The sequence below is a fragment of the Legionella rubrilucens genome, assembly GCF_001468125.1.
Taxonomy (GTDB): Bacteria; Pseudomonadota; Gammaproteobacteria; order Legionellales; family Legionellaceae; genus Legionella_C; species Legionella_C rubrilucens.
The window spans coordinates 1-8530 of sequence record NZ_LNYT01000013.1 but is presented as its reverse complement, the minus strand read 5'-3'; the positions used below and the strand labels follow the sequence as shown (position 1 = coordinate 8530).

Below are 8530 nucleotides of genomic sequence, written 5' to 3'. Positions count from 1 at the left end.
GTTGTTCTCATCATATTTGTCAGCACTATCCAGTGCCGACAGATTATATGCTATGACTAATTACACAAAATTATTTACAGATCCCCGGCACCTTCATTAGATTGGTTAGATATATTGAGTGAAAATCGTTTTACTAATTCAGATTTATTACAGTTTGGTGTTTCTCATTCGGTAAAACAAGATGAAAAGATTACGTTTAGTTTCTTAAATCGTCCTGTACCAAATAAGTGTATTCCATACATGAACGTAATTGGAAATAGTTCCGTAGTTAAAAATCTGGATGATATTATGCGCAACCTATCACCTTGGTTTGTGCGGCATTTAAATGATCCCAAACTACTTCTATGGTTTGCTAACCAAGGTGGTAAGTTAAACTATTTTTTAACTAATCTCATTGAGAAAGAACTTGAATATTATAAAAGTCTTGAGGGTAATGAGAAAAAGGAAGAAATTGCACTAATTCTTCGACACTCAAAAAATGCAATACCCTCACCTGTAATGCGCAAATATTGGCAACTATTATTAACTGGACGGATTGATTCAACTCAAAATAATTTTGAACTTCATCAGTGGGTGGCTCAATTTAAACAGGATGGTTTAACAGTAGCTCTGAAAATGAAATTACGTGAACTACTATCTCCAAAAATATCTTTAAGGAAATTTGTCTCTACTAGACAAGAGATAGGCAACTCATCCCCCGAGTTACTCATAGATGGGGAGTTACGACTTACTAGCGATCATGTTCATTCTGCATTAGGTGAGTTATCAAAAGAAGCCAACTGGAAAGATGCTTTACCCCAACTACTAGACGATTTTACAATGCTGTTGCGAGATGCAATTGAATTGAAAGCAGAACTAGGTAAAGCGACTGAATTGGCTGATATGACCTATATCGCTCAACCATCAATAAGCGAACATTCTCAAAATCGCAAATTTGATGATTGGACAACATTGATTGAACTTATCAGAGATGCTTGGCTAGTAACATCGGTTTGTTATCCAGAGCAAGCTTTATTCGCAGCTAAAAAATGGCAGTTTTATCCATATCCAATATTTCGTCGCTTAATGTTCTTTGCGGCTGCTCAGAAAAGCATTATTTCATCAGCAACTGGTTTAGAGTGGCTTTTATCTGATAATTGCCGATGGTTATGGTCAACTGAGACTAAACGAGAAGCTATACGCTTAATTGTAGCTTTGGGCTCCCATTTAACAAGAGATGATTTGCTCAATTTGGAACAAGCAATTATAAAAGGTCCACCAGATGAGTTATTCGGAGAGAGTGTTGAGCTGGAACGCTTGGAACAGATCAAAGACCACATGATTTGGTTGCGTTTGGCTAAGCTTAAAATGAACAATATAGAGCTGAGCGAAGAGGCTTCAACAAAATTAGAAACAATACAAACCACTTACCCTCTTTGGTCAATTGCAGCAGATGAGCGTGATGAGTTTCCATTTTGGATGGGAAATGGAGAAGAATTTCAGAGTTTCAAACAAACACCTAAAAGCCGCAAAGAACTTGCAGATTGGTTGAAACAAAATCCTGGGGATGATTGGAGAAATGAGGATGACTGGCAACAACGGTGCCAAAATGATTTTTCAACGGTAGCAACATCCTTGTGCATACTTGTTAAAGAAGGTTTTTGGCCTTTGAAACGTTGGCAACAAGCGTTGCAAATATGGTCCGATGATAAATACACTGCCCGTTCATGGCGTTATATAGCTCCTATTCTTATTAAGATTCCTAACAATATATTGCCTGAACTTTCTCATGCATTAGGATATTGGATAAAATCAGTAGCTAAATTCTCGGTAACGCATCATGAAGAAATATTTTTTAATTTCTGCAATCAGATATTAAATTTAGATTATCCTGAAACAAAATTTGATGACCCAGTAATGATGGCAATCAATCATCCCGTGGGATATGTTACTCAAGCAATACTTAATAGGTGGTTTGTACGTAAACTCGAAGATGGTCAGAAACTCCCAACAAACATTAAGGTAATATTCACAGAACTTTGCGACATTAAAATTGAGAAATTTCGATTAGCGCGTCTTTTACTTGCCGCAAATGCAATTACACTTTTTCGTGTCGATCCTGACTGGTCATTTAATCATTTGCTAAATATATTCAACTGGGAAATCTCTAAAATAGAGGCTCGGATGGTATGGGAAGGATTTCTTTGGACCCCTCGTTTATATTATCCATTTCTTGAGGCCATAAAGCCTCATTTATTAAAAACAGCAACCTTTTATGAGATATTAGGGAAAAACAGTAAACAACAATATGTTGCTTTTATTACGCACATTTCACTTAATCGCGGTGAAACTTTTAACTACAGTGAGCTAAAAGATATTTATCATATTTTACCATCAGATGGCTTAGACATAACGGCGGAAGTTTTGGCCCGAGCTCAAGAATCTGCGGCTGATCAACGAGAAGAACATTGGGACAATCGTATTCTACCTTTCTGGCGAAATATATGGCCAAAGTCTCTTGAGGTCGTGTCAGATAATATCTCGAAAGAATTAATACGCCTATGTATAGCAACTGGTAATCGATTTCCAAGTGCACTTAAGCTTTTGCTCCCTTGGATAAGTTACAAACAAAATATAATAAACGATTTACATCTACTACATAGTTTAAATCACTGCTCTAATTTTCCTGAAGAAGCTCTTATTTTATTAGATAAAATTACTTACGATTCACCGTGGATTTCCAATATGTTAAACGATTGTTTAAGAGAGATTGAAAGTGCAAATCCTGAATTAACGAAGACCCCCAAATTCATTAGACTTCATCAAATTTGGAAAAAACACCAGCCGGTCAAATAATTAATGTGTTGGCAAGAAATCTCGGGATCATCGAAGCCAGAGGATCAAGACCCTTGGGATATTAAGGTCTATCAACTTAATATGGTGGACTGCTAACCATTTTCCTGACGTCGGCAAAATGGATCAGGAATAAAATCCCAGCCTATTGCCAAAATTCTTGCTGTGCCCATTCAGTGGGAAACCCCATATCTCGAATGGTTATGTAATTAGAATTTGGGAAAGACTGCATCAATTCAACGACACGCTTTTGCCAGGTCGAACGCGGACAAATTACTTTCATATAATGTGCCAAAATACATAGCACGATATATACCCTGGATGTCATATTTGTATTGACAATAAATGAATCGAAAACAGGCATTTTCCCTGCTTTAGCAAGTTTAGGTTGGTCAATTAAGTTTCTATTCCATAAACGGCTATGATGGGCAACTACATTCCGGACGTAATTTAAAGAACGTAACCAGCTTTCCATGATCTGCCAATCAGGAATATCGTATTTTTGAGCAATTATGGCTTTATCTTTTACAGCCATGCCTTTATAAAATACAGACAAAAGGCCGAAGTCCCAGAGTTCAATGGCAACCCATATAGGTAAAGGCAAGCCGTATTTTTCTTTGTAATGCTCTACAAAGTCTTCTTTGGATCGCTTTATTAATTGTTCGTGCTTAGAAAGCCATTCTTCATATTTTGTTTTACCAGTCTTGGGATCAATTTTTTTAGTGAAATGCCCGTGTAATAAATCAGGGTTTGTGTAAGCAAATGGATCCTTTTCTCCGAGAAGGTAGGCTATGTCTACCCTGAAGGCAACTTCTATTCGCTCAATAGCATCCAGTATCAGTAAACGTAATTTTTTGTCGAAAACATATAAGGCAACAACGTCTTGAAAACGTGCATCCTGTACAAATTCATCAGAACGTCGAGGTCTTACCAATTTTGTTTGTTGATCAGTTAAAGGAATTAGTTTGCGAAGGGGATACCAATAACCACTTAAACGGTAGTAGCCTAAACGACGAAGGTATTCCAATGCTACATTATCATTAGTTACTTCTAAACCACGAGATTTCAATAGTTCGAGTTGATCTTCAAATGTTAGGTAAGGTTTGTTATAACGTGGCATCATGCAACTTATACAAAAAAGAAAACCCACTCGTACATTTTTCAATGAAGAGGAGCGGGCCGTGTTATATATAGTATAACACCATTTTTAAGAGAGACAAATTTTCTGTGATTGTGGGTTATACTATTCCATATTCTAGAATTTAGAATATGCTATTTGCAATTCGCGAATAGCGAATAAAAAATACGCGGAGCACGGTTCGATTCCAGCAGCAGTACGGTATTTTTAGGGGCCTAATTGGGGGCTTTTTTAAAAACCACATTGAAATAGTTGTTTATTATCAATTAATTAAATGGCTAATGTGATAGCCGCCGCCCCACCAATACACCATCCCACTAAAGACCACCGAAGAACATCAAAAACCCTTATGCAGTAAGGGTTTAATGAGGGTTTGTCGGCTGTCTTTCATTCTTTCTCATAGCCTCCAAATGATCCCAAAAAGTGCCCATTGTTCTGAAAAATGTACCCAATTTTTGCCCAAAAAGTATTCGCTTCAGCGATGCCTGTTTACCCAAGGGGGAATTGGCTTGCTGTCGCTCCATAAGCCTAATTTTTGAGAGCGCGCGTATTTCTGTAATCTGTAGAGTGATTTATCGGTGACGTATTGATTATAAACCCATGCCATACCCAGTTTGACTTGTTCTGAGTTGGCATCAATGCCATTGCAAGAAACGCGGCCAAGGACTCGACCGTACTGATCGCGCTTTTGGGTTGTGACGATAGCCATTTTATTAAAACATAATTTAGCGAGACTCTGCTTTGATTTATTGCCAAAAGGCTGACTTTTCTCAGGCGCATCAATTTCTGTCAGGCGGATTTTGATTTGCTTATGGTTTTTCGTCAGAATGGTAAGCGTATCGCCGTCTGCAATCTTGATGACCAATCCCGTCATTGTTTTTGTCGCAGCGTTGCAAGAAAGAGAGGATAAACTGAGGGCAATCAATAGCCATCCTTTAATTATCTGGATCTGTGCTATCTTGCTCATTCGAGTTCTCTGTATTTTTATTGTGTGACTTTAAAAATTCAGGACATTTCCGCTTTGACTGGCTGATAGTGCCATCATCACAGACAAAATAATTGTTAAGGCAATGCGATATTCCTCCCTTTTTCCCTGAGCAGAGCGTATTTTGAGAGAAGCTATTTGCGGAAAAAACCAGACAACAGAGTATCGTAAATAATTTAAAGTCCATTTTATTAGCCGAAGAATCCTCTTGCTTAGTATAGATTATCCTCCGGGGCTATATAAAATTTCTAATAGAAAATTGAACGATTCCAAATCCTTTCCCTACGGGGGAAATAGTTTTATTCCTATCCAGACCAAACTGCAAGTTGAGATGAGTTGAATATTGAGGATCGGCCAGAGCGTCGAATGATTTAAATATGCACAACCAACAATTGACCCAAATAGAGTAGATTCTTCCAAAACGAAAGAACCAGCCTGTGGATATGCCATAACGGCCTGATTAAATGACAGCTGCCTCATTGCAAGCCATGATCGACCGGATAAAACTTAAGGCATTGCAGTGACTTCAAGAGCATAAATTCCAACATAATATAACATGGCTTTGTAGAGAGAATCCCTGATGACAGGTTCTACCGCTTTCCAGCCCTCCGCCACAAGATTTTTTGCAGTTTGAACGCAATGATCAATGACGCCTATTTCATTCAGCAAAACAACCACCTGATGCAACGCCTCTCTTTTTTTATGAATTAAACTCTCATAGAGCCACCGCCGCTGAGACGCGTCTAATTGCGGGATGGCAAGAGCAATCGGTATGGTAATTTTCCCAGACATGACATCTTCTTCCAGGGCGCGCGCATCGCCGCGGTAAGCCCTCACATCATCCATGTATTGGTAGGCTAAACCTACATTCAGTGCATAATGACCCACTTGGGTCACTTGTTGCTCTGACGCATGCCCCAAAATAGCACCGATTTCCGCCAATGATTTGATATTGAGCCCCGTTTTTAAATTGTGCGTAGCCTCGATTGCTTTTAATAAGTCGGTATTATCACCCTGATCAACAGCCTGGAGCAGCAGATCCTGCATACCGGCTATGTCTGCACATTGACCCACAATAGACGAAACAGCGGTATCAAAATAAATTTTATAAATTTTTAACAGTTGCTCTGGGGTTAAGTCCGTTGTGTTCATAAGGCGATTGAAAAGAAAATACCCCAATAACCCCCCATTGATGGCTCTGTCCATCCCGTATAATTCATGAACCGTTGGTTTACCACGCCTTAATTTGGAATTATCCTGAATGTCATCAAAAATCAGCGTGGAAGACTGCAGTATTTCTGCGATTACTGGCCACTCCCGGCACTGCTCGGAATTACCACCTACCGCGTTGATCACCACAAGACAAAAGAAAGAGCGCCAGCTTTTGCCTTTACGAACTAACATGTCGCGTAAAGGATTGACCCCCGCATCGTAAATTTTAACAGCAGACACACCGTTAATAATTCGTTGCAACTGTTCATCTCTGACTAAGGTCATACCGATATCGCTTGCCCGTTCGGGTAAATAGTAACGGTTGATCTCGTTCACGACTAATCCCGCCATCTCCTCCATCAACCGGGTCTTACTTCGGAGGATTTTTTCGTTGTTTCCATAAATCTCAACAAATCCCACTCCCTCGGTCTCTTTCATGTTCTCTCGGTAACGAATGTTGATAACACCCTCGTAAAAAGCGAACGCAGTGAGGATTGTGATCACCTCCTGGTTATCAAACAATGCTTCAATATACAATTCTGCATCGCACTCATCGAGTTTGATTTGCCATTTCACAGGATAGGTATTTAACGTGCGGTTACTCTGCCAGGTATCGAGCGCTTCAATTGAAAGATGGGTATACGTTTTATAATTACCCGTCTCGTCAATCACTTTAGCAATGGATTCAACGACCTCTGCTGTTCCCTTATTAAACACTTGATAAATGGAAAGTTGACGACCATCCTCCAGTTGAACGGAGAACCATATCCAACCTTTGTCTCCGATGGCTTTAGTGGATTCTTTATTATCAAGACTGAACTCATGATCGTACCAGCCTATGCCTTCAATTTCCTTATTATTTAACCTCCCCTTGACTGAGCCTTGGGGGATGAAATAATAAAACATCCGATCAACATTGTCATAACCACCGAATAAAGTGATCCCTTCTTGACCATGCCGAATCGTTTTTTTATCCATGCAAAACTCAAAATTGAGCACCTGCGAGTCATGATTAATTTCAATGCAATACAAACCGTCTTTTTTAAAAAACCTGGATTCACCAAAGTGTGCGGCAAAATTTTCTTCATTCACTTCAAAGTCAATAGGCCTAGACACATCAGGATAAAATTCTCTATTTTGATCCATCATATCCGCAAGGTAATCCAACAGTGCAATTTTATCTGTGTTTTTTTCCCTTATTCTTTTGCTGTACTGTTTGGGTAGTTCTTCATCCCAAATCGCCCAGTGTTGATGAATTTTTGTTGTATGATCAACCAGAACGTAAATAATAAACTGGTTTTCATCGAGCGAATTTTGCGTTTTAACTTTGAAAAAGCTAAAGAAAAAACTGTATTTTTTCAAGCTTACTTTTTCATGAAAGTGGGTATTGAAATACCACCATTCAATTTTGGAGTGGGGGTGGGGTAGATCCTGAACCCTTAAGTCAATTTCTTTATCAAAATAAGGAATGTTGTTTTCCTGACAACACTGAATAAATGCCTTGTTTCCTCTCATCATACTCCTCGCAATCTTATTTTGAAGAAGAATCAATAACTAAAATGATTTGATCAACAAATCTTTTATTTTTTGTTTAAACTTATTCACACATGATTTTAAATGTAGCTTATCCTTTCAATGTTCGCCAATGCATGACATCTTTCTTTTCGTTGGCCATCCTCGGGCTTTCTATTCCTCCCAAGCGCCTAACATAATCTTTCCGCCAGGCGATCATTGTCTTGGGATGTGTGCACGGCCCTCTTTATTATCACAACCTGCTGAAATTAAATATAAACCCCTATTTGTATTAGTTAAAATTTCCACCTATGGCTGCTCCAGCAGTTGGTGATTGAACAGCATCATCCCTTCCTGATGGGAGGGATTTTTTATGTTTCACATAAATCCGACAACACCTCGGAGCGAATTTCTCTGAATCGATTGTACTCATCGACAAACACCACGGTTGGCTAAAGGCGTCGAAGTTAACTAAGATTCCAAAATATAAACACTCAGCATTATGTGTGAGAAACAACCTATGATTTTGACAGGGAATGGGGGTACGTATACACCAGGCCAAGAAGAGGTTTAGGCGTAATGTAAACCGTCCAAATTTCCGAACATTATTAATCAACTCATGTTTCATTCGGATTTGTAACTAATTCGAATAATTTGAAAATTGCCTGTCAGTAATCTAGGTGTTGATAACAGTGGTCGATTATTTAAATCGAAAAAATTTGAAGACTAGGCTTCAGTAATTTTTAATGCCTGTGTCAATTCACTGGGATCTGTAAATAATTTTGTGTAATTAGTCATAGCATATAATCTGTCGGCACTGGATAGTGCTGACAAATATGATGAGAACAACT

The 8530-nt window shown here is 38.7% G+C and carries 4 protein-coding genes; 1 reads left to right on the top strand and 3 read right to left on the bottom strand.

From position 1 onward, the window contains the following. The first annotated feature begins 114 nt into the window (after positions 1 to 114). On the top strand, positions 115 to 2835 hold the full coding sequence (locus Lrub_RS07565; RefSeq protein WP_133134186.1) for a hypothetical protein: 2721 nt from the start codon (positions 115 to 117) through the stop codon (positions 2833 to 2835). A 142-nt stretch (positions 2836 to 2977) separates the two neighbouring features. Here Lrub_RS07565 and Lrub_RS07560 read toward each other — a convergent pair whose 3' ends face one another. The 3 genes from Lrub_RS07560 to Lrub_RS07550 all read right to left on the bottom strand — a co-directional run bounded on the left by Lrub_RS07560 (position 2978) and on the right by Lrub_RS07550 (position 7685). Next, complete coding sequence (locus Lrub_RS07560; RefSeq protein ID WP_058531595.1) at positions 2978 to 3955, bottom strand: Abi family protein; 978 nt, start codon at positions 3953 to 3955, stop codon at positions 2978 to 2980. Between the two features lie 490 nt (positions 3956 to 4445). Further along, positions 4446 to 4844, bottom strand: coding sequence for a thermonuclease family protein (locus tag Lrub_RS07555; protein WP_237760775.1), 399 nt, complete (start codon positions 4842 to 4844; stop codon positions 4446 to 4448). Between the two features lie 618 nt (positions 4845 to 5462). Further along, positions 5463 to 7685, bottom strand: coding sequence for a polyprenyl synthetase family protein (locus Lrub_RS07550; RefSeq protein WP_082651469.1), 2223 nt, complete (start codon positions 7683 to 7685; stop codon positions 5463 to 5465). Between the last annotated feature and the right edge of the window lie 845 nt (positions 7686 to 8530).